The 21,456-nt window shown below is 56.6% G+C and carries 18 protein-coding genes and 3 pseudogenes; 16 read left to right on the top strand and 5 right to left on the bottom strand.

All coding sequences use genetic code 11. The annotated features are described in order from the left end of the window. Positions 1-393: 393 nt before the first annotated feature. The 9 genes and pseudogenes from AFK24_RS27575 to AFK24_RS27535 all read left to right on the top strand — a co-directional run bounded on the left by AFK24_RS27575 (position 394) and on the right by AFK24_RS27535 (position 11,052). On the top strand, positions 394-1,614 hold the full coding sequence (locus tag AFK24_RS27575) for a transaldolase family protein (protein ID WP_080482348.1): 1,221 nt from the start codon (positions 394-396) through the stop codon (positions 1,612-1,614). After that, on the top strand, positions 1,611-2,354 hold the full coding sequence (locus AFK24_RS27570) for a sulfotransferase family protein (RefSeq protein ID WP_065836254.1): 744 nt from the start codon (positions 1,611-1,613) through the stop codon (positions 2,352-2,354). The genes AFK24_RS27575 and AFK24_RS27570 overlap by 4 nt, the downstream gene beginning before the upstream one ends. Further along, positions 2,351-3,079: an SDR family NAD(P)-dependent oxidoreductase gene (locus tag AFK24_RS27565; protein ID WP_065836253.1), complete on the top strand. Its 729-nt coding sequence runs from the start codon at positions 2,351-2,353 to the stop codon at positions 3,077-3,079. Before AFK24_RS27570 ends, AFK24_RS27565 begins: the two co-directional genes overlap by 4 nt. 53 nt (positions 3,080-3,132) lie before the next feature. Next, on the top strand, positions 3,133-4,299 hold the full coding sequence (locus AFK24_RS27560) for a hypothetical protein (protein ID WP_065836252.1): 1,167 nt from the start codon (positions 3,133-3,135) through the stop codon (positions 4,297-4,299). Continuing rightward, positions 4,280-5,077 (top strand): class I SAM-dependent methyltransferase, encoded by a 798-nt coding sequence (locus AFK24_RS27555; RefSeq protein WP_080482347.1) that lies wholly within the window; start codon positions 4,280-4,282, stop codon positions 5,075-5,077. Before AFK24_RS27560 ends, AFK24_RS27555 begins: the two co-directional genes overlap by 20 nt. Beyond that, positions 5,074-6,315: an MFS transporter gene (locus AFK24_RS27550; protein WP_080482346.1), complete on the top strand. Its 1,242-nt coding sequence runs from the start codon at positions 5,074-5,076 to the stop codon at positions 6,313-6,315. The genes AFK24_RS27555 and AFK24_RS27550 overlap by 4 nt, the downstream gene beginning before the upstream one ends. A gap of 27 nt (positions 6,316-6,342) precedes the next feature. Continuing rightward, positions 6,343-6,984, top strand: a complete 642-nt coding sequence (cysC, locus tag AFK24_RS27545; RefSeq protein WP_065836251.1) for an adenylyl-sulfate kinase — start codon at positions 6,343-6,345, stop codon at positions 6,982-6,984. A gap of 125 nt (positions 6,985-7,109) precedes the next feature. Then, positions 7,110-8,656, top strand: a pseudogene (locus AFK24_RS27540) (glucan biosynthesis protein); the annotation flags it as partial. Positions 8,657-8,790: 134 nt separating this feature from the next. After that, on the top strand, positions 8,791-11,052 hold the full coding sequence (locus AFK24_RS27535) for a glycoside hydrolase family 3 N-terminal domain-containing protein (protein WP_240500471.1): 2,262 nt from the start codon (positions 8,791-8,793) through the stop codon (positions 11,050-11,052). On the opposite strand, the gene AFK24_RS27530 is transcribed toward AFK24_RS27535, so the two are convergent. Continuing rightward, a complete protein-coding gene (locus AFK24_RS27530) occupies positions 11,049-12,083 on the bottom strand; it encodes a hypothetical protein (RefSeq protein WP_065836249.1) in 1,035 nt (344 codons plus the stop codon). The two genes, AFK24_RS27535 and AFK24_RS27530, sit on opposite strands and share 4 nt — an antisense overlap. Before the next feature lie 277 nt (positions 12,084-12,360). On the opposite strand from AFK24_RS27530, the gene AFK24_RS27525 reads away from it, so the two are divergent. Then, positions 12,361-12,999: a CGNR zinc finger domain-containing protein gene (locus AFK24_RS27525; protein ID WP_170826407.1), complete on the top strand. Its 639-nt coding sequence runs from the start codon at positions 12,361-12,363 to the stop codon at positions 12,997-12,999. Between the two features lie 61 nt (positions 13,000-13,060). On the opposite strand, the gene AFK24_RS27520 is transcribed toward AFK24_RS27525, so the two are convergent. Together AFK24_RS27520 and AFK24_RS30320 are read right to left on the bottom strand one after the other, a co-directional pair. Further along, complete coding sequence (locus AFK24_RS27520) at positions 13,061-13,564, bottom strand: DUF4142 domain-containing protein (RefSeq protein WP_065836247.1); 504 nt, start codon at positions 13,562-13,564, stop codon at positions 13,061-13,063. A gap of 69 nt (positions 13,565-13,633) precedes the next feature. Continuing rightward, a complete protein-coding gene (locus AFK24_RS30320) occupies positions 13,634-13,789 on the bottom strand; it encodes a KGG domain-containing protein (RefSeq protein WP_240500467.1) in 156 nt (51 codons plus the stop codon). A 304-nt stretch (positions 13,790-14,093) separates the two neighbouring features. Between AFK24_RS30320 and AFK24_RS27515 the strand changes: the two genes are divergently transcribed. From AFK24_RS27515 to AFK24_RS27495, 5 genes are all read left to right on the top strand, one after another. Next, positions 14,094-14,312 carry a hypothetical protein gene (locus AFK24_RS27515; RefSeq protein WP_065836246.1) on the top strand — a complete coding sequence of 73 codons (219 nt, stop codon included), beginning with the start codon at positions 14,094-14,096 and terminating at the stop codon, positions 14,310-14,312. Positions 14,313-14,421: 109 nt separating this feature from the next. Continuing rightward, positions 14,422-15,339: a DUF72 domain-containing protein gene (locus AFK24_RS27510; RefSeq protein WP_065836245.1), complete on the top strand. Its 918-nt coding sequence runs from the start codon at positions 14,422-14,424 to the stop codon at positions 15,337-15,339. After that, the gene (locus tag AFK24_RS27505; RefSeq protein WP_065836244.1) at positions 15,336-16,121 is read left to right on the top strand and encodes an endonuclease/exonuclease/phosphatase family protein; all 786 of its coding nucleotides are present in this window, start codon (positions 15,336-15,338) and stop codon (positions 16,119-16,121) included. Before AFK24_RS27510 ends, AFK24_RS27505 begins: the two co-directional genes overlap by 4 nt. After that, positions 16,118-17,404 carry a cardiolipin synthase ClsB gene (gene clsB, locus AFK24_RS27500; protein ID WP_065836243.1) on the top strand — a complete coding sequence of 429 codons (1,287 nt, stop codon included), beginning with the start codon at positions 16,118-16,120 and terminating at the stop codon, positions 17,402-17,404. The genes AFK24_RS27505 and clsB overlap by 4 nt, the downstream gene beginning before the upstream one ends. Next, complete coding sequence (locus tag AFK24_RS27495) at positions 17,401-18,402, top strand: lysylphosphatidylglycerol synthase domain-containing protein (protein WP_065836242.1); 1,002 nt, start codon at positions 17,401-17,403, stop codon at positions 18,400-18,402. Before clsB ends, AFK24_RS27495 begins: the two co-directional genes overlap by 4 nt. Positions 18,403-18,516: 114 nt before the next feature. On the opposite strand, the pseudogene AFK24_RS32165 reads toward AFK24_RS27495, so the two are convergent. Beyond that, positions 18,517-18,954: pseudogene (locus AFK24_RS32165) on the bottom strand (methyl-accepting chemotaxis protein); the annotation flags it as partial. 114 nt (positions 18,955-19,068) lie between these two features. Further along, a pseudogene (locus AFK24_RS32160) lies at positions 19,069-19,833 on the bottom strand (PAS domain-containing protein); the annotation flags it as partial. Positions 19,834-20,134: 301 nt separating this feature from the next. Between AFK24_RS32160 and AFK24_RS27485 the strand changes: the two are divergent. Then, positions 20,135-21,154, top strand: coding sequence for a Gfo/Idh/MocA family protein (locus AFK24_RS27485; protein WP_065836240.1), 1,020 nt, complete (start codon positions 20,135-20,137; stop codon positions 21,152-21,154). Positions 21,155-21,456: the final 302 nt, after the last annotated feature.

Below are 21,456 nucleotides of genomic sequence, written 5' to 3'. Positions count from 1 at the left end.
AAGCATGCGGCAAACTCACGTCGCGTGTCGTAACCGCTCTAGCATAGGGGACTTCCCCGGAGTGGGGCAACGCGCCCCATCCTTTACCAGCAGACGCACGCTGGCTTCTGGCGAACGCTTATATCCCGACGTTTGGAATTACGACGTGGGCAGACCGATTTCGGATGCTTATGGCCGGGCAACAAAGTTATCTGCCCGGATGAAATTAAACCTCTGGTCTTTATTTCCAATTGTGCTCAGCAAACCACCATTGCCCGTTTGACAGGTGTAAGTATGGGATCCATCTTTAGGGCAATACTAAGATGGCCTCCGCCCAATACTAATAATGCATTTTCTCGGTGCTCTGCGCACCGGCGCCGAGAAGTCTAAGTTGACTGCTCATTGGAGCCGCTAATGGCTGGTTTGAGATATGTTCGCCTTCTGAAAAAGGCTAATCCGGATTCGGAAGTTTGGTGGGATGGTTCACCTGCCTGCTATGGGGTTTTCAAGTCAGCAATGGTGGAACGCTATCATGAGTTGAGAGGTGTTATCGATTCTCTATTGCCGGAGCCGTTATCTGAAAGTTTTTCTGGAATAACGGGTGTTACGACTAATCCACGGCTAATCAATTCGGCTTTTTTACACGCTCATTATTGCTGGGCGGAGCGAAATAATAGCTGGGATGAACGGCTGAATGTTACACAGCGTCGCCGGAATATCTACAGCCAGCTTGTTCTGGATGCCGCCAGGCAATTAGACGCAATGTGGCGTGATTCGGGTCAGCGTTTCGGCTGGATGTCCGCTCAAGTTGATCCGTTTCTTGGCGAGGATACCTCGGCAATTGTCAAACACGGCCTGGAATTGTCCCGGCTGGCACCGAACATCATGATCAAGATCCCCGGCAGTCAGGCAGGGTATCGGGCGATTGAACAACTTGTCGCTCAGGGGTGTTCGATCAACAACACATTTTGCTTTACCGTTTCGCAATTTGCCGCTGGCCTTGAGGCTATCGAGCGGGGGCGGGCAAAGGCGCGTCGTCTGGGCGTAGACATTGCCCATGCGCGGTATGTCATCACCTTCATGATCGGTCGTTTCGGTGTGCATGAAGCGTTCGATCGTCAGGCTCAGGCGCTCGGTATCGTATTGACCACTGAAGATAAACGATGGGCTGAACTGGCGGTTTATGATGCGATCCAGACATTGCTCGCTGCCACGAAAAGCCCGGCTCGTCTGCTCATCGCCAGCATCAAGGTTGATGGCGAGGGGCAGGAAAGTGAGCATTGCTGGCACCTTGAGCGCACTGGCGAACGGACCACTCTCTACACCTTGCCGGCGCCAATCATCGAGTTTTTGCTGCGCCGCGAGCGCGCAGGCCGGCCAGTATTGCCTGCCCGAAGTCTGACAATCCCGAGCCAGGTTCTGGACAAGCTGCTGCGCATCGATTACTTCAGGGAAGCCTACCAATTGGGCGGCCTTGAACCTGAAGGGTTTGCGCTGCACCCGGCATTTGTCACGGCGCATGAGTATGCCTGTGGCGCACGGCCTGAGCTGGACAGCTTCATCGAGTCGCTAAGAATGGGTCTGTCGCAAAAGCCGACAGCCGTCTTGCGAGCTAGCGCAGGTGGGCAGTCATGAATCGGATGATAGCGCTATGGGCTCATCCTCGCTCGCGATCAACCGTACTGGAGCGGGTGTTCATCGAGCGTCAGGATTTCGAAGTGTTCCACGAGCCGTTTGCTCATGTGGCTTTCGGTCAGGATTCGCCGATCCCGTCGGACAACCTGGACTGTGGCTTGCCGACGTCTTACGAGGGGGTCAAGGCGCTGCTGCGTGAAGCGCGGCAGCAGCGCGCCGTGTTTCACAAGGACATGTGTTATCACTGCCTGCCTGAGTTGAAAGCTGATTCAGAGTTTCTTCTGGAGCAGGAGAATATCTTTATTATCCGCGAACCCGCGAGTTCCATTCTTTCCCATTTTGCGATTTATCCGCAGATGCCGCTCATGGCCATTGGGCATAAGGCACAGTACGAAATTTTCTGCGAGGTGACACGGCTGACGGGACGTATTCCCTATGTCATCAATGCCGATGAACTTGCCCGGGAGCCGCAAAAGACCATTCGTAAATTGTGTGATTATCTGCAACTGCCGTTTTTGCCCGATGCACTCAACTGGAACAAGGAATGCCCGCAGCAATGGCTGCCCTGGCGCAGCTGGCATAAAGCCGCCGAGAACAGTACGCAGATTAATTCGATGGTTTCTTCGGCTTTCGACAGCAGTCAACTTGGCGACAATTCCCGCCTGATTGAGTACTACCGTTTTCACCGGCCCTATTTCGAACGCATGAATCAGTTTACAAACACGTCAGGGTCAACATGAAAAAGAAAGTCGTTATAACCGGAGCGGCCAATGGTATTGGCCGGGCTGCGGCGATGGCCTGCCTGGCAGAAGATTTTTATGTGATTGCCGCCGACAAGGACGTCGCAGGATTGGAGTCTTTGCTGGCCGAAGCCGGCAGTGATCGGCTCGAAGTTATCGGTGCCGATTTCGCGGACTTTTCGACATTAAAGACTTTTATCCCGCAACTTTACTCTCGTCACGAGTCGCTCTCGGGTCTGGTTAATAACGCCGGTCTTTATCACGGTCAAAGTGTCTTTGATTACAGCGATGCCCAGATTGATGAGATGTGCACGGTGAATCTGAAGTCGTTGATTTACCTGTCTCGGGATTTTGCCCGGCAAGAAATGTCGAGCGGTGGTACTCGAAGCATTGTCAATGTCACTTCAGTGGCGGGAGAGGTGGGCAGTTTCGACGCACTGTACGGGGCAACCAAGGCGGGCGTCATCGGCCTGACCAAGGCCAACGCCTGGAATTTCGCACCTTCGATCCGCGTCAACGCGGTGTCGCCCGCTCTGGTGCGCAATACCTCGATCTTCGACCGCATTCCTGAGCATCGACGCAGGGAGTACGAACGTCAGGAAATCCTCAGGGAGCCGATCCAGCCATCAGGGGTTGCCGATGTGATCGTCTTCTTGCTGGGAGAAAAAAGCCGGCACCTGACCGGCCAGGTTATTGCCGTGGATAACGGCGCTTACCCACGTTAGCCAGAGTGCTTTCAGCCTGCGTGGGCTTCAGTCTGTCGATAAGGAGAAACGTCATGGACAAGAAAAAATTACTGATCGTGGGTGGAGGAAATCTGTGCCTGCAGATTCTCCAGATCCTGGCGCCACGCAACGAATATATTTTCTACGTTGCCAGTCGTGACCTGGAAAAAGTTACCCGTAGTTGTAATCTCGTACGCCTGAGCTGCCTGCAGATGAATACGCTGTGTACGATTCATCCCATGGAGATGAATCTTGGCGAGGGCAACGTCGAAGAAAACTCCGCGATCATTACCCGCATTCATCCGGACATCATTCTCAACTGCGCCTCCCTGCAATCGTGGCGAGTGATTACCCAATTGCCGGCTACTGCTTTTCAGGCACTGGATCAGGCGCAGCTGGGCCCTTGGTTGCCGATGCACCTGGCGCCGGCCTATGAGTTGATGCGAGCTGTCAAACATGCGGGGTGCAGGGCCATTGTGGTCAACTGCGCCTTTCCTGACGCAGTGAATGTGGTGCTGGACAAGGCGGGCATGGCGCCGGATACCGGCATCGGCAATGTCGCCAATCTGGTTCCTGCCACACGCATGGCCATCGCGCGGCTGGCCATGTGTTCCCCTGAAGCGGTACAGGTCAGACTGATCGCCTCGCATTTCTTCAGCCACTACGTGCCTCGTGCCGGACTTCCGGCGGATGCCAATTACTCGCTCCACTACCGCGTCAACGGCAAGGATTGCACTGGGGCATTTGACGATGCGCTGATCTTCGCATGCGTGCGCACGCAGTTTCGCCGTCTGGGCGGAGTCGATGGGCAGTTCCTGACCGCAACCTCGGCAATCAGCGTCATCGAAAACCTGTTTGCCGACTACGAGGTGCAGACCCATGCACCTGCACCGGGTGGCTTGCCGGGTGGATATCCGGTCAGCGTCGGTCTGGGCCGGGTGTTGCTCAGTTTACCCTACGGTGTGGCCCGCACCGAGGCGATTGCGATGAACCAACGCGGCCAGCAACAGGACGGCATTCGCGCGATAAACGCCGATGGCAGCGTTTCCTTCGAGTTTGAGCAGATGGCGATCATGGAATCCCTGCTGGGTTATTCCGTGTCTCGTATGTCCCTGCAAGACGTGCATCAATGGGCCGCGGAGCTGGGGCGCAAATACCAGGACTACGTTCAAAGGCTCGAACAGACAGGGAGCGCCAGACATGACCTACATCCGGCGTGAAGGTCGCAAGGGGCACGCTCCAGTCGGTAACCGCAGCGGCTGTGCTGATTACGCAACTCAATACACCCACGACTTTGTCAGCCGCTGGGATGAACTGATCGACTGGGACAAACGTGCAGCCGGCGAAGGCAGCTTTTTTGCCGATTTGCTGAGCAAACTGGGCGCCAAAACGGTTATCGATGTTTCCACTGGCAGCGGATTCCATGCGGTGCAGTTGCACAAGGCCGGTTTCAACGTCCTGGCGTGCGACGGCAGCTCGACCATGGTGGAGCGGGCGCGCGTCAACGCTAAATCAAGAGGGCTGGATATCCCGATCCTGCAGCGCGACTGGCTGGAACTCGACCCCCGCCGACTGGGCACTTTCGATGCCGTACTGTGCCTGGGCAGTTCTCTGTGCCACGTGTTCGACAAGCATGATCGTCATTGGGTATTGCGTCGGTTCAGGCAGCTGCTCAAGCCGGGCGGGCTCCTGGTGGTGGATCAGCGCAACTTCCGCGCCATACGTGCCGGTCGCTTCAAGTCCTCCGGCCGTTACTACTATTGCGGGCATAACGCCGAAGTCAGTCTGGGGCAGGTCAGCGATCAACTGTGCGAGTTCATCTATACCTTCAGCGACGGCGCTTGCTACAGGTTGCAGGTCTATCCGATTTTGCCGGAGGAACTCAAAGGCGAGATCAGTGAAGCGGGCTTCTTTCGGCCTCAGTCGTTTGGTGATTTCCGGCCAATCTATGATCCGCTGGACTGTGACTTCATCATTCATACGGCGATTGCCAAATGAATAGGTCGTCTGCCAGCAACCCGATCGAGCCCGCGCTGACGGCGGCCGCCGATGATTCCACTCGCGTCGGTAGCGGCGTGGTGCTGGCGATTGTCCTGACCGGCTTCGTTGCTTGTACCTATGGTTTTGGTGTCTATCTGTTCGCCAACCTGTTGGTGGACATGCGGCGTGACATCGGCTTTGACTACACCACCGTCGGGCTGATTACCGGCGGCGCCCAGATCGGGTTTCTGGGCTTTTCATTTCTCGCCGGTTACCTCAGCCGTTTTGTCGCGGGCTGGAAAATCAGTCTGTATTCAACGGTGGCGACCTCGCTGGCGTTGCTGGGGCTGAGTGTCAGCGATTCAATCTGGTTATCCGGAGGGCTGCTGATTTTGCTTGGCGGCTGTTCGGCGTCGGCGTACATCCCGCTGGCCGAAATCGTCGCGACCCACTTCTCCGTCACAACCCGGGCGCGAGTGATGGGCCTGATCTCCAGTGGGACCAGTTACGGCGTATTCATCAATGGCGTGCTGGTCAGCCTATTGACCCTGCACGGCGGGTGGCGCGCCATCTGGTTGATTGCCGGATTGCTGTCGATTCTGGTGTGTGTCGCAGCCTGGTATTTGCTGCGTCAGTCGCCAGGCGCGTTGCACTCTCACCCGGTCACGTCACGACAGACCGCTACCCAAAGCTGGTTGTCCGTGCCGCTGTATCTCACCTGGCTGGTGGCTTTTCTCAACGGCCTGACGCTGCTGCCGTTTCAGACTTACCTGGCGCCATTCATGCGTGAAGAGCTTTCCATGTCCGTAGCGACCACGGGGATGGTGTGGTCGACAATCGGCGCGGTGGGAATGGCCGCAGGCTTTCTCGTCGGCTGGGTGGCCGATCGGCTGGGCTCGCGCCGGGCATTGATGCTGTGTTTTGTCAGTGCATGCCTGGCAAGTCTTTGCGTCTATTACCTGGACAGCGACAGCGGGTTTTATCTGGCCGGCTTTTTATTTGCGCTGGCGTTTTACCCGGTATTTGGTCTGGTCCCGACTTATCTGGGGCAGATCGTGCCTCTTGATTGCCTGACACGTGCCTTCGGTATCGCCAATGTCTTGATCGGTGTGGGCGGCGTATTGGGCAATTTTCTCGGCGGCACCTGCAAGGAACTGCTGGGTTCCTTTGCGCCGCTGTATCTGTGTATCGCCGGATTATTGCTGGTGCAGCTGATGGTGGTCGGCCTGCTGCCTGACAAACCCCCCGACGACTGAATATTTACCAACAGGAGATAGCTCGCTATGGAAGGCGTCGTTGATGATTATCAAAAACTAAATGACCACAGTGCCTATGCGTTCAATCGATCAGCTATGGCTATGCATGACCAAGGCACGGTGCTGTGGTTTACCGGACTGTCCGCGTCCGGCAAATCGACCATCGCCAAGGCCCTGGATTTTGCATTGCGCTCCCGAGGCCTGAGGACCTGCATTCTTGATGGGGATGTGCTGCGTAACGGACTGTGTCGGGACCTCGGTTTCAGTGCCGCCGACCGGGAAGAAAATGTTCGGCGCGTGGCCGAAGTCGCCGCATTGATGGCAGACGCCGGGCTGACCGTAATGGTCGCGCTTATTTCACCCACCCGCACGGCACGGCATCACGCGCGTTCAATTGTTGGCAGCGAGCGCTTCGTTGAAGTCTTCGTCGACGTGCCGCTGGCTGTCGCTGAACAACGAGATCCCAAGGGCTTGTACCGCAAAGCCAGAAGCGGGGAACTGCAAAACTTCACCGGCATCGATGCGCCTTATGAAACGCCGGTTTTCCCGGAAGTGCATCTGCGCAGCGATGTGCTGAGCATTGGTGAGTCGGTGGAGGACATATGTGCCTGGCTGGATCTTGCGGATTGTAGTTTCAACGCACTTTCTCAACATCTCTACAAACGGTGATGTCGCCAATACCGCATGGCTAAAGGGGTTACACACTTTTAATCGAAATCAAATCATGGACGAAAATCATGCTTACTCGTCGATCGCTTCTCGCACTTTCAACCCTGTCAGTGGCGCTCGCCGGCATGGGCAAACTTTCGTCAGCGATAGGCAGGGAAGAGGAAAAACTCCGGTTGGGGGACGCTTCACCTTTTTCATTTGAAAGTTTGATTGAACTGGCGGAATCAAAGTCGCGGATGCCCTGGTTTGCTCCCACCGCCGGCCCAGCCGAGGTGCTGTCGCAGATCAATTATGATGCGCACGGGAAAATAAAATTCGACACGTCCCACGCCCTGTTTGCCCTGGGGCCGGGGCAGTACCCGGTTGTTTTCTCTCACCTGGGTACTTATTTTCGTTTTCCCGTGGCAATGCACGTTGTTCACGACGACATGGCGCGTGAGATTCTCTTCGACGAATCCTATTTCGACATGCCTGCAGACAGTCCCGCTCGCCTGCTGCCGCCAGGAAATCACTTCGCCGGTTTCCGTTTCCAGGAGAGCCGCTCCGGCGACCAGCGCCAACTGGATTGGCGCACCAATGACTGGGTAGCCTTTCTCGGGGCCTCCTACTTTCGCGCGATCGGTGATCAATATCAGTACGGCATTTCCGCTCGCGGTATTGCGGTCAATGTGGCGCAGGCAAGCCAGCCTGAGGAGTTTCCAGACTTCAGCCATTTCTGGTTTGAAGCAGCCGCAGACACACGCAGCACTGCGGTTACTGTTTACGCGTTACTTGAAGGACCGAGTATTTGCGGAGCCTATCGTTTTGTCCTGCACAGGGATAAAGGGGTCATCATGGATATCGATGCTTCCCTGTTTTTGCGCAGGGACATCGAGCGTCTGGGGATCGCGCCGCTCACCTCCATGTTCTGGTACTCCGATACCGCCAAGCCCACTGCCATCGATTGGCGGCCGCAGGTGCACGATTCGGACGGTCTGGCCATCTGGACCGGCAACGGCGAGCATATCTGGCGTCCACTCAATAACGCCCCGCGCACCATGGCATCGGCTTTCATCGACAACAATCCCAAAGGCTTTGGCCTGTTGCAGCGCGATCGCGATTTCGACCATTACCAGGATGGTGTGCACTACGAACGGCGTCCCAGTCTATGGGTTGAACCTCTGGGCGACTGGGGCGAAGGCAGCGTGCAGTTGGTGGAAATTCCAACCGACGCCGAGACGCACGACAACATTGTCGCCATGTGGGTCCCCAAGCCTGCGGCCGAGACAGGTAAAAATTTCCGCCTGCGTTACCGCCTGCACTGGCAGGGGGACNCTGGCAGGCGGACGAACCTTTTCCTTCGCCACTGGCTCGTTGCGTGGCGACTCGTCTCGGCCGCGGTGGCCTGCCCGGTCAGGAGCGACCCAAGGGCGATCGCAAGTTCGTTGTGGAGTTTCAGGGCGACGGCCTCGCAAAAATTCCCTTCGGGGTTCGACCGCTGGCGGTGCTTTCTTCATCTAGAGGCAAAGTATCGAATGTATTCACGGAGGCCGTCCCTGACGGCAAGCAGGGGCATTGGCGGGCTCAGTTCGATTTGGGCGTGGAGGGCAGCGAGCCAGTGGAGCTGCGGTTGTTTCTGCAACTGGGCGATGAAGCGTTGTCAGAGACGTGGCTCTATCAGTATCACCCGTTCACTTCAGCGCCATTGGCGTCTGCCGAGCAAGAAAGCTCGGAGCTGATGAGCAGAGTGAAGGCAGTGTGAATGTCATGGCACATTCTCGACTCCTGCCCGTGCTTTTGTTCACCGCGCTCGCTACTGGCACTTCACTGGGTGCGAGTGCTGGCGCGGATTTCGACAACGATGATCTGATCGACAGCCTGCTCTCCCGGATGACCCTTGAAGAGAAGGCCGGCCAGCTCAGCCAGTCGGCTGTCCAGACAACATCCGCTGGTCCCATCGTGGAAATCGGCGGAGAGGACAGCATTCGTGACGGGCGCGTGGGTTCTTTGCTCAATGCTTATGGCGTCGAGGCCACACGCAAGCTTCAGCGCGTGGCTGTCGAAGAATCCCGGTTGCGAATTCCCTTGTTGTTTGCCTTCGATGTGATCCATGGGTTCAGAACCATTTTCCCTGTTCCGCTGGCCGAAGCCTCGGCCTGGGATCCGGAACTGTCACGGCGCACGGCGAGGGCTGCGGCCATGGAGGCCACTGCTTACGGCATACATTGGACCTACGCGCCGATGGTCGATATTGCGCGTGATCCGCGTTGGGGACGTGTGGTTGAAGGTGCCGGTGAGGACCCGTTTTTGGGGGCCGCCCTGGCGGTTGCCCGTGTTCGAGGCTTTCACGGGACAGGACCGCCTGATCTCTCCACAATGATGACAACCGCCAAGCATTTCGCCGGATATGGAGCAGCTGAAGCGGGACGTGACTACAACATTGCCGACCTCTCGGAACGCACGCTGCGTGAAGTCTATCTCCCGCCGTTTCGGGCCGCAGTGGAGGCGGGGGCTGACGCGATCATGCCTGGATTCAACGAAATCGCGGGCACGCCGATGCATGCCAACCATAGGTTGCTGCACGATTATCTGCGTAAACAATGGGGCTTCAACGGTCTCATCGTCAGCGATTTCAACGGTGTGGACAATTTGATCGAGCATGGCGTGGCTGCGACAGAATCCAGCGCCGCGCAGTTGGCCTTCAACGCAAGCATCGACATCGACATGGCCGGCGGCCTCTATCAACAGCAGTTGCCCGCACTGGTTCGAAGCGGCCAACTCCAAAATGACGCTTTGGATGATGCGGTACGACGCGTGCTTCAAGCCAAGCAACGCTTGGGTCTTTTTGAAGATCCGTACAGTTACAGTAATGCGGCTCGTGTGCAGGCTCTTGCCCGGATACCCGAGACCCGGAGCCTGGCGAGGGAGGCGGCGCAGAAATCCATCGTGCTGCTTAAGAATGACCAGGGATTGCTGCCACTGCGCAAGGACCTCAAAAAGCTGGTGGTGACAGGTGCATTGGCTACAGATGCCGAATCCATCCTGGGACCCTGGGCCGGGCCAATACGTACCGAAGAGTCGGTCACGGTGTTCGAGGGTATAAAACAAGCTGTGTCGTCCACGACGGCGGTCATTCACGTACCGGGTGCCTCGCCTGAAAGTCTGGACCTCTCGGGCATTGATGACGTATTGCGCGCCAGTAGCGATGCCGATGTTATCGTCGCGGTGTTGGGTGAAACCGCAAGAATGAGCGGCGAGGCGCGAAGCAGGATGTCGCTGGGTTTGCCTGGCGGTCAGGAAGCGCTGCTGGCTCGGTTGGTCGAGACAGGCAAACCCTTGGTCGTCGTGCTCATGAACGGTCGCCCGTTGGCGCTTTCCTTGATGAGTGATCAAGTGCCCGTGATTCTTGAGTCCTGGTTTCTCGGCTCGGAAATGGGCCACGCGGTCGCCGATGTCCTGTTTGGAGATGTGAACCCCAGTGGCAAACTCCCCATTACGTTTCCTCGGGCAGTTGGGCAATTGCCCATTTACTACGCCCGGAAAAATACTGGCCGTCCACCGAGTATCGAGTCCGAGTACACCTCCAAATATATCGACGGATCGTGGACGCCGCTTTATCCCTTTGGTCATGGTCTGAGCTACACCACGTTCGCCTATCAGCCACCCCGGCTAAGCGCCCGGCGGATTGCACCTGACGAGACACTGACGATAAAGGTTGATGTCAGTAATACCGGGCAACGTGAGGGCGACGAAATCGTGCAGTTGTATCTGCGCCAAAGCACCGCCAGTGTCACCCGACCCGTGCGCGTATTGCGTGGTTTTGAACGGGTCAAACTTGCACCAGGCGAAACCAGGACGCTTGCTTTCCAGCTTGATCAGGATGACCTGGCGCTGCTGGATCACTTCTTTTTGCGCCGAGTCGAGCCGGGCGAGTTCACGGTTTTTGTGGGCGGTAGCTCGGCCACCGACAACCAGGCCAGTTTCGAAGTCACCACCGGCGCTCAACTTGCGGGGCCGGGTTCCGCGATTCCACGCATGCTCAGGGAAAGCGCGGTGAAAGCCTTGATCAATGCCGGAAACTCACGCTAACGCTGATCGACATCTTCGGTTGAATCGACCTGGCCATTGGATACCGGCCTGCCGGTGGGTGTGATTGTTCTGGAAAACCCGTTGAAGATGATGTCCGGCGCGCTGGTATTGTGCCGTGATGGAACAAGTCTTCCGGTCCAGATATCGGTCGCATCGGCTTTCCTGAATGCCATGATCGGCTCTTCACTCCACCCCGGTTGCTCCGGCCCTCGTGTTGCGATGCGGGCGGCGTCGGCATTGAACTCGGTGACATACATCGACCGCAAGGCTGCAAAGGGGCCATTACTGATTGGCTTGTCGAAAGAGACCTCAATCACCTGCTCATCAGTGTCTATTGCGCTCACGGTCAGTCTGGCGGTTCCACCGTTGACGAAGCTCAGCAGAAACGTCGTTGTTTTGGGGTCGAATGATATTTCCTTTATCTCGACCACCGGCCTGCCCTTGACTTCGATCGGCCCGACCAGGAATGAGCTTCCATAGGACGTCGAGCGCATGTGGTTCGGTGGTAGCGGTCGTGCTCGCCAGTAACCGTCCGGCGGATACAGGACCAGAATCTCCTCAAGGCGACCACTGGCATGGACCCAGAGTTGCACCATGTGCAGCCCTCTCTCGGTCCGTTCACCCACCTTGAAGGGAACGTCACTGGGCCGCCAAAAGGTTGGAAATGTATAGCCTATGAGGCGCACATCATTGGTTTCGTAAAGGGTCACCCGTTGTTCCGGCCCTGAGGTATGGAAAGCCGGGTCTTCCCGTATGTCGCAGGCAGTGAAGTCAGCGGCGGTGCGGTCCGCCTGCAATGACCCGATATACGCAGGATGGGTCGCTTCGATACGAAAACTCAGGACCTCGGTTGATTTGATATTGAGCGTAACGTTGTCTTTCTCGGCACACAAAACGGGCTCGGATTGGTTCTCGACCTCTACCGCAATCCCTCCCAGGGTGGCTGCAATTACAGCGGTAAATCCCGCGCAAAAAACTGCGACCACAGTTAAGCAGCGTAAAAGCCTGATCTGAAAAAATATGCGTTCCATCGCAGATGCCAACTATGCGTGTTTCACGTTTCGGGTTTTCCACACGGCTGCATTGACTCAAGACTTAAATCCCACAAATGTCAAAGAGCGGCTTGGTACGCGGCATCGCGCCCGGGCTGAGGAGTGGACGATCTTCATCAACGCCATGGGTTGTGTAAATCAAGAAGCGTCGTGAAAACCGCTCGGCGCATTACAGGTTGTACGCCGTCCGATAGCACTTGGTTCTTTGCTGATATCTGCCATGCTTCAGGTGTCGGATCAAGACAAGGGGCTGATCATGTTTATCAGTCAACTCAAAATCAGCTCACTGCGGCTGGTGGGTGGCTTGGCAGTACTCGATTACCTGAATACCTGCAATGGGCGCCGACCGGGCAGTTCATTGGGGGAAGTGGTGGACAAGCTGGCGACGCTGGAGGATGTGGTGCGCTGGTTTCAGCATGCCCGTCTGATCAATGACCCGGAGTTTGAACATTACCTGGGGCTGGTCGAGCAACCGGCAGCTGCATTCTCCTTCCAGCGCCTGATTGCGTTCCGTGAACAGCTTTACCAACTGCTGCTGCCAGTGGCTGAGGGGCGACTGCTGGATGATCGCGCCTTGAATTACCTGAATCAGGTACTGGCGAGTACGGCCGCGCAACGTCGGCTCGTCATGCAAGGGCAGCACGTAATCTGGCAGTGGGAAATCGGGAATAGTCTGGATGATATGACAGACAATTTTATGGCTCGCCTGGCGACCCAGGCGGCGAGCCTGCTGACCGAACCGGATCAACTGCGCTTGAAAGTCTGCGCCACGCCTGATTGCGACTGGTTGTTTATCGACAATTCAAAAAATGGCGGTCGACGCTGGTGCCAGATGAATATCTGCGGCAGTCGCGAAAAAGCACGAAAACGCAGTAGCGCGGGATGGCCGATCTAGGAAAGCCAGATTTGCGTCCCGGCGACTTACGCCGAAGACGCAAACGGCTGTGCAGATTGAATTACTTGTATTTGGCCTGAAGCGATTTGGCCTCTTCCAGATGATGTTGGAGTTTAGGCAGGGTTTTCTTGGCGAAGGCTGTCAACTCAGGCGTCTTGGAGGATTTGATCTCTTCTTCAAACAGTTCAATGGTTTGCTCGTGTGCCACAACCTGATTGTTGGCGTAGGCCTTGTCGAACGACTCTTCACGATATTCAAGGACCATTTTTTTCGCACGGGCCATCAGTTCCGCGTCGTCCGCCACTTTAAGTTTCAGACCTGTCGCCACCTGTGCCAGCTCTTTATTGGCTGCGGTGTGGTCATCGACCATCATCTGGGCGAACTTCTTCACATCGGCCGAATGGCTTTTTTGCAAAGCCAACCGACTTGTCTGGATTTCGGCCAGGCCTTTGGCCGATGCGTCATCAACGAATCCGGCCGGGGTTGCGGCGAAGGCGCTCATCGTTGTCAGCCCAAGGGCAAGGGTCATCAGGGTAGGGCGCAGTAATGCGGTGAGTTGCTTCATGGGCAGATCTCCAGAACGTTAATAGCGGAGGACGGGAACAGAAGTTCCCGTCCTGATAGGACGGAATGTTTATTTGCTTGAACTTTTACTTGAACTTCCGGAGCTGGCCTTGCCGCCCTTTTTGCCTGCTTCAGAAGCCTTTTCAGGATTGTCGGCAAAGTTGCCCGAGCCTTTCCCGGTATTTTTCGACTTGTCATCATCTTTCTGTTTCGAAGTATTAGGCATGATCATTTCACCCGCGAGTATTGTTTGAGTTGGCACTGGCGAGACAGTTGCCTCGTGTTCTTGAGAAGCAATTTTGGTGAGGAAAGTTTATTGAAACAGTGCCAAAGCCGACGAGCGGTCATGGCGCTTATCGCTGAGAAATCTCATTAGGTTCCGTGTTGCAGATGAACGGTTTAGCAAGTGAGCGGCGCAGTTAGTCAGTCAGTTATTGTCGATGTAAGGTTGCTAAATGCATTGAACGGAGCAACTTTGGCGTATTCGAATCGTTAAGGCCTCCGTCGGAGGTTATGCCAAAGAGGTGGTTATGGACACTTTAACAACCCAACAATCAATCCCGCCCGATCCTGATTTACTTGACGATGAGGATGCCGATCTGGACGACGGCGATGTGGTTGATCCAGGCTTTTCGGAAGCAGAACCGGGCATTGGCAATGACGTGGATCCGCCGGATCCGGAAACCCTGCCAGGCAGCCTCGGTGTCATTGATGAAGACGATGATTCCGTGCTGGATCGCCCGCTCTAGACGAGTCTTTGCGGTTGCCAGGCAGACGGGTTAGGGAACCTGTGCGAGCGACAGGCTTCATATGACGTGACTGTCGCCTCACATCGCACACGAAACCGAGACCACTTCCATGAGTGATATCCGCATTGGCATTTCCGGGTGGCGCTATGTTCCATGGCGGGGCGATTTCTATCCCGAGGAACTGACGCAGAAAAACGAGCTGAAATTTGCCTCACGTGCCGTGAACAGCATTGAGATCAATGGCTCTTTTTATTCCCTGAAAACACCGAAGCTGTACGCCGGCTGGTTTGCCGAGGTGCCTGACGACTTCGTGTTCAGCGTCAAGGCGCCGCGTTTTATCACGCATGTAAAACGTCTCAACGACATTGAAAAGCCCGTAGCGAATTTCTTTGCCTCGGGCCTTTTTCAGCTCAAGCACAAGTTAGGGCCGATTCTCTGGCAATTTCCTCCGACCTTCAAATTCGATGCGCAGAAATTCGAGCACTTCCTTGGGTTGCTGCCCAAGGACATGAAACAGGCCAAGGCCTGTGCCAAAGATTGCGACGAGCGCATGGAAAAGCCCGGCTACCTGGACATGCCGAAGACTGGCCGCGTGCGGCATGCCGTGGAAATCCGCCACGACAGCTTTCTGGTTCCTGAGTTTGTCGCCCTGTTGCGCAAGTACAAGGTTGCGCTGGTGGTGGCGGATACGGCAGGCAAGTGGCCGTACATCGAAGACCTGACCAGCGACTTCGTTTACCTGCGCTTGCACGGCGACGAAAAGCTCTACGCCAGTGGCTATACCGAAAAGGCGCTTAAACGCTGGGGCGACCGGATTCAGGACTGGCGCGAGGGATCGCAACCTGCTGACGCGCACCTGATTGTCGCCAAGGCCGGTCCGAAGCGTAAATCGCGGGATATATTTTGCTATTTCGACAACGACATCAAAGTCCGGGCGCCGTATGACGCCCGCCAACTGCTGGAACGCTTCGACTTGACTCAAGGACTGGAAGTGGCGCCGGGCGACATGCAAGGAGTGAAGTTTTGAGCAGTGCCATTACGCCGACTGGCGTACGTACCCCCACCGCGACCGGTGTATCACTGAACGTATTGACGATGAACATGCACATGGGTTTCGGGATCTTCAATCGGCGTTTCATTCTGCCTGAGCTGCGTGACGCCGTTCGCAGCGTTTCCGCCGATGTGGTGTTTCTCCAGGAGGTGCATGGCGAGCATCAAAGCCATGCCCAGCGGGTAAAGGGTTGGCCGACAACCTCGCAGTACGAGTTCCTGGCGGACAGCATGTGGAGTGACTTCGCCTATGGCCGTAACGCGGTGTATCCCGATGGCGATCATGGTAATGCGCTGCTGTCCAAATACCCCATCAGCCACCATGAGAATCTCGACGTATCCGTTCACGGCACGGAAGAGCGCGGGCTGCTGCATTGCATTCTGGAAGTCCCGCAGTTTGGTCAGGTGCATGCCATTTGCGTGCACCTCGGTCTGCGTGAAGGGCACCGTCGTCAGCAATTGAAGCTGCTCGCCGAGCTGTTGGCGCGTCTGCCGGAGTCGGCTCCGGTGATTGTCGCCGGGGATTTCAATGACTGGCGCCAACGCGCCGATGCGCAACTGGTCGGCACCGGCCTGCATGAGGCTTTCGTCGATAAATTTGGCACACCGGCCAAGAGTTTCCCGGCGCGCTGGCCGTTGCTGGCGCTGGACCGGATTTATGTGCGCAACGCGACCACCCACAGGCCCAAAGTCTTGTCCAACCGGCCATGGTCGCATCTCTCCGATCATGCGCCACTCGCAGTGGAGGTGACCTTATGAACGATCACATGAAACACCACGGACAGTGGCGCGACGGTAACTCGGTAGAGCTGCTGATCAATGGCGAGGATTATTTCACCCGAGTCTTCGATTGCATCCGCGCGGCGCGCAAGGAAGTCTTGCTGGAAACCTTCATCATTTTCGAAGACCGGGTCGGCGAAGCGCTGCAACAAGCCTTGCTCCAGGCGGCTGCCAATGGCGCGCGGGTGGTGGTCACCGTTGATGACTATGGCACCTCGGACCTGAGTAACTCCTTTGTCGGCCGCATGATTGCCGCCGGGGTTCATATCCAGTTGTTCGATCCTCGGCCGCGAGTGATGGGCATGCGCACCAACCTGTTCCGGCGCCTGCATCGCAAGGTCGTGGTGGTGGACGGCGAGATCGGTTTCATCGGTGGCATCAATTACAGCGTCGATCACATGAGCGACACCGGCGTGACCGCCAAGCAGGACTACGCGGTGATGGTGCGTGGTCCCATCGTCGCGGATATTCACGCCTCGGCCATGGGTATGCTTGGCGAAGCCGTGCGGTCGAAGTTCAAGCCGTTGCGGATCGAGCCGCATCACGCGGGCAGCGCGCGCATGTTGCTGTGCGAGCGCGACAACAAGGAACACACCACCGATATTGAAGAGCAGTACTTGCTGGCGATGCGCAACGCGAGCCATCGCATCACGATTGCCAATGCGTATTTCTTCCCCAGTTATCGATTCCTGCGCGAGTTGCGCAACGCGGCGCGGCGTGGCGTCAAAGTGACGCTGATTCTGCAAGGGCAGCCTGATATGCCATTTGTACGCGTCTGCTCGCGGCTGACCTACACCTTCCTGCTGCGTGAAGGCGTGGTGATCCACGAATATAAACAGCGGGCGCTGCATGGCAAAGTGGCGCTGATTGATCGCGAATGGTCCACCGTGGGCTCCAGCAACCTCGACCCGTTGAGCCTGGCGCTGAATCTGGAAGTGAATCTGTTTATTCGCGACCCTGGGCTCAATCAGCAATTGCATGAACATTTGCGTGATCTGGCCGCTGCGCACAGTCAGCAAATCAGCCTCAAAGGTGCCGCGCGCGGGCAATGGTGGCGAGCGCCGATGATCTTCCTCAGTTTCCATTTTCTGCGGCACTTCCCGGCCATTGCCGGCCTGTTTCCCGCCCATGGCCTGCGGCTTAAACCGCTGCGCGCGGCGGATGTGATTCCCGAGGCGAGTGTCATCGAGCAAGAGCAAAAAGATGGCGTCCCCCATGACTTGCGGGTCAATCTGCAGTCCGATCAGGAGAAATCCGCATGATTCAGGCATCCGATGCACCTTCCGAGCGCACCAGCGGAAAACAGGGCAGCAAGCAGGGCAGCAAATGGAAATGGGCCAAGCGCGCGTTCAACGTGTTTTTCCTCGTCGCGGTGCCGGTGTTGCTGTTTTTATTGGTGAAGAATCTCGACTGGCAGGAAGTCAAACAGGCCTTGCTGTCCTACAAGATCAGCACCTTGGCGCTCGCCTTCGGGATTGCCCTGTGCAGTTACCTGACCTATTGCTGTTTCGATGTGCTGGCGCGGTTTTATACCGGACACAAGCTGTCGATCCAGCAAGTCGTCCCGGTGGCATTCGTGTGTTACGCGTTCAACCTTAATCTCAGCTCGTGGGTTGGCGGCATCGCTTTGCGCTATCGGCTCTATTCGCGACTCGGGCTGGACGTGCCAACCATTACGCGCATCCTGAGCCTCAGCCTGATTACCAACTGGCTGGGCTATATGCTGGTGGCGGGCGTGGTGTTCTCCATGGGATTTCTTGAGCTGCCCAAGGATTGGGCGGTGGGCACGACCTCATTGCGCCTGATCGGCGTTGCCTTGTTGGTAGTCGCAGTTGGCTATCTGCTGGCGTGTCGTTTTTCCACACGTCGTTCCTGGACGATCCGTGAGCACGAAGTCACTCTGCCTTCCCTGAAACAGGCGCTGACCCAGGCCAGCCTTGGCGCGTTGAACTGGTCGCTGATGGCCTTGGTGATCTACATCCTGCTGCCGGAAAAAGCGTTTTATCCGGCCATTCTCGGGGTGTTGCTGATTAGTAGCATCGCAGGCGTGATCACCCATATCCCGGCCGGGCTGGGCGTACTGGAAACCGTATTCATCACCTTGATGCAGCACGAGTTTTCCAAGGGCACCTTGCTCGCGGCGTTGATCGGCTATCGGGCCATCTACTTCCTCATGCCACTGCTGATTGCCCTTGTCGTGTATCTGATCCTGGAAAAGCGCAGCAAGAAGATGGGGGAGAGGAATCAGGCCAAGCTCTAGCCCTTTACCCGTTGGAGCGAGGCTCGCCCGCGAAGAACGATAATGCGGTGGGCCTGGCTCACCGAGGTGCCTGATTCGCGGGCAAGCCTCGCTCCAACACACTTCGCTCGGGCCTTACCGCTTCGAAGCCTGCGCAAACATTCTCACCGCATCCACCGCATTGTTGGTGCTTTCGCTGATCTGCACGATCACCGCCCCAGCCTGGTCAGCCAGTTCCACGCCTTTGCTGGCATTGGCGCGGGTGTTGTCCATGCTGGAAATCGCTTGCTGGGTCTCCGATTGAATTACCCCGATCATTTCCGAAATTTCTGCCGTCGAGCGGCTGGTGCGTCCCGCCAGTTGACGAACTTCGTCAGCGACCACGGCAAAACCCCGGCCTTGATCGCCAGCGCGAGCGGCTTCGATGGCAGCATTGAGCGCCAGCAGGTTGGTCTGGTCAGCAATGCTGCGAATGGTATTAACGATGGTAGTGATCTGATCCGAACGCTCACCGAGTTGCGCAATCATTCGTGACGACGAATCAATGTTCAACGATATCTGGCGCATTTCGCTGGCGGCCAGGTGAATCACCTGCGTGCCTTGCTCGGCAACTTTCTGCGTTTCAACTGATATGTGATAAGCCTGTGCAGCGCTTTCGGTATCACGGATATGCTGCTCGATACGTGCAGTGATGTCGGTCGCAAACTTGACCACTTTCACCAGATCGCCGTTGGCGTCATACACCGGGTTATAGCTGGCTTCCAGCCACACTGTGTCGCCTTGGCGACTCAGACGTTTGAACTGGCCGCTGAAGAATTCACCCTTGTTCAGGCGCTCCCAGAAATCCCGGTATTCACTGCTGTTAATAAACTCGGGCGGACACAGCATGCGGTGGTTCTTGCCGACCATTTCAGCTTCTCTATAGCCCAGCAGCCGCGTCAGATTGTCGTTGGCGCGCAAAATACGTCCTTCCATATCGAACTCGATCACCGCCATGGCGCGGTCCAGCCCGGCGAGCTTGCTGGCGGCCTCGCTTTCGGCCTGGATCCGTTCCGTCACATCCAGGGCGTACTTGACGATCTTGACCACGTTGCCGGAACTGTCCTTGATCGGGTTGTAGCTGGCTTCCAGCCAGACATTCTGCCCATCGCCAGCCAATCTGCGAAAAGTGGCCGACACGAATTCGCCGGCGCGCAGACGCGACCACAGCTGTTGGTATTCGGCGCTACGGGCATATTCGAAGCTGCAGAACAGCTTGTGCGGCTGGCCGACCACGTCTTCACGCTTGTAGCGCATGGTCCTGAGGAAGTTGTCATTGGCACTGATGAGTACGCCATTCAGGTCGAATTCAACGGTGGCCATTGAGCGGTCAATCGCCTGCAACAGCTCCGCTTGTTGGGCGATGACCTGTTGGAGTTCGAGTATTTCTTTCTTGGAAGAGTTGAATAGCATAATGACGGGCTCGGCTGGGTACACAACGTGACGCCCAGATCCGTGGCAGGCAGGACCTCAAGACGGTCCTTATGCTTTCCATTGCATAAGGCCATCATAGTAGCCTTGTACAAGAATGCGCAATTAATTGTACAAATAATTTTACATGTATAAGAAATGGATCCAGTTGAGGGTGTCTGTGGCCTTTTGAGCACAAAAAGATTGGACAAGGGCCTGCTGCGTGTACAGGTGACGTCTCTGGCAAGAACCAATCTGAAGGCCTGGGCTCCAATCCCACGAACATGAATAGAAGGAAAGGACCATGCGAATCGGATTGGTCGGTTATGGCAAAGGCGGTCGTTATTTTCATGCGCCGCTGATTGCCAGTTTGCCGGGCGCCACCTTCGTCGGTGTTGTGACCCGTTCGGCGGAGCGTCGGCAAGAACTGGCGCAGGATCATCCTCAAGCCAAGGCTTTTGACAGCCTGGCTGATCTGGTTGCCGCCGGGGTCGATGCGGTAGCGATTTCCACGCCGCTGGCAACGCGCCAGGCGCTGATTCTGGAGGCCATCGAACTCGGTGTCGCGGTGGTCAGCGACAAGCCGTTCGCCGCCGATGCCGAGCAGGCGCAGGCGTTGGTGGATGCAGCCGAGCGCAAGGGCGTGCTGCTCAGTGTTTACCAGAATCGCCGTTGGGACTCTGACTTCCTGACCCTGCGCAAATTGATTGATGAGGGCGTTCTGGGAGATGTCAGCCGTTTTGAATCCCGGGTCGAGCGTTATTCCCCTAAATCTGTCGGCAAAGCCAGTGGCGGCGGCATGTTGCGCGATCTCGGTAGCCATCTGGTGGATCAGGCGTTGCTGCTGTTCGGACCGGCGGCCAAGGTGTACGCAGAGCTGCAATTCGCCACGCCGAGCGAGCCTGTCGACCATCAGTTTTTTGTTTCCCTGACCCATCGCAACGGGGTGGTTTCACATTTATGGGGCAGCTGCCTGCAGAATCACCCCGGCCCACGCTTTCGGGTCAGCGGCGCATCCGGCTGTTATAGCGTCGAAGGTCTTGACGGTCAGGAGGCTGCCTCGTTGGCAGGGTTGACGCCTGTTTCCGAAGGCGAGCGCTGGGGAGTCGAAGAAAGTCAACGCTGGGGCTGGCTGGAGCAGGGCGAAAACCGTAAACAAGTGGCGTCCGAACGTGGCTGCTGGCTGGAGTTCTATCGACAATTGCGGGACGCCATTGCAGGCAGCGGGCCCAACCCGGTGGATCCGCATGACGCGGTAGCTTCGGCGCGGGTGCTGGATGCTGCGCGCCTGAGCGCCCAAGAGGGGCGAGTCGTGATTTTTTAACGCCAGGACGGTCAGTGGCTTTACCTTTGCTGCTGTTGCTGCGTATATTCCGGACTGAAGGCCAGATGCCACTTTGATTGTTGTACAAAAGCTGCCCGGGCAAGGCACCTGTTGTTATGAAACGATTCGGAACCGATGTGCTTGCAGGCAGTCAGAATTGGGTCGCTGGCGCAAGTCGCGGAATTTGAGTCATCCAGTCGCGGACACGACCACTTTTCCAGGTCCTTGAACCTGCTATTAAGTGGCTTTGTCCGCGAATGCTTTCTGTCATGGGCTGGCCAAGTCGATCCCGGTGACCAGCG

It is taken from the genome of Pseudomonas syringae (genome assembly GCF_001698815.1).
Lineage (GTDB): Bacteria > Pseudomonadota > Gammaproteobacteria > Pseudomonadales > Pseudomonadaceae > Aquipseudomonas > Aquipseudomonas syringae_A.
Note: the sequence above shows the minus strand (reverse complement) of the source record. Positions and strands in the feature narration are given on the sequence as shown.